Source organism: Flavihumibacter sp. CACIAM 22H1, from assembly GCF_001601815.1.
Taxonomy (GTDB): domain Bacteria; phylum Bacteroidota; class Bacteroidia; order Chitinophagales; family Chitinophagaceae; genus Flavihumibacter.
In genome coordinates this window covers 45,285-45,882 of sequence record NZ_LUKG01000036.1, presented here as the reverse complement: position 1 = coordinate 45,882, position 598 = coordinate 45,285, and the positions used below count along the sequence as shown (strand labels likewise).

The 598-nt window shown below is 31.9% G+C and carries 1 protein-coding gene; it reads right to left on the bottom strand.

Annotation, left to right across the window (positions count from 1 at the left end; translation table 11 throughout):
• Window positions 1-392: 392 nt before the first annotated feature.
• Window positions 393-598 (bottom strand): hypothetical protein (locus tag A1D16_RS11560; RefSeq protein WP_290709591.1); only part of this gene is annotated, 206 nt, incomplete at its 5' end.

The following is a 598-nucleotide window of genomic DNA, read 5'->3' as shown; positions in this document are numbered from 1 at the left end:
TTTTATGTAAGAGTTCACCTGTTCTTTTGGGTTTTTAAATAAGTTTTATTGCTTAAGTTTAATTTCATTTGTCATATAAACGCTTCACCTCTTCAACTCACATCTTGTGAAATGTTTTTTATTTTGTTACAGTAATATAAACCAGTAGGCGCTATCTTTCCAAGTTGGTTATTGTGTATGATCATTTTTTAAGACTTTCTTCATGCTAATATTTTGTTGTGTATTTTAATGATACTATAATGTATAAATTTTTATTTTTGAGCTAAATAATTAGCTTTCATTATAATCAGATATTTTTATTATAGTTCATCAATAACCTTAATCTATGCTTACATTTAACAATCTTAATGAACTGCGTTCTGCTACAGGAAGTTTGGATGGCGAATTGGCATTTATTGCCGGGTATTACAATAGGGGAGATGGTGGGGAGGGTAAATATTATTGGAATTCTTCTTCTGTACAAAAGTCACGATGGTGGTGCTGTTATTGAGCCATTTATTTCTGGCACCGGAAGGTGGATCGCTATTTTTACGGATCTTATTAGCGTAAAACGTTTTGGCGCGAGGGTGATAATACGCAGGATTGATTTTGTCTTTTT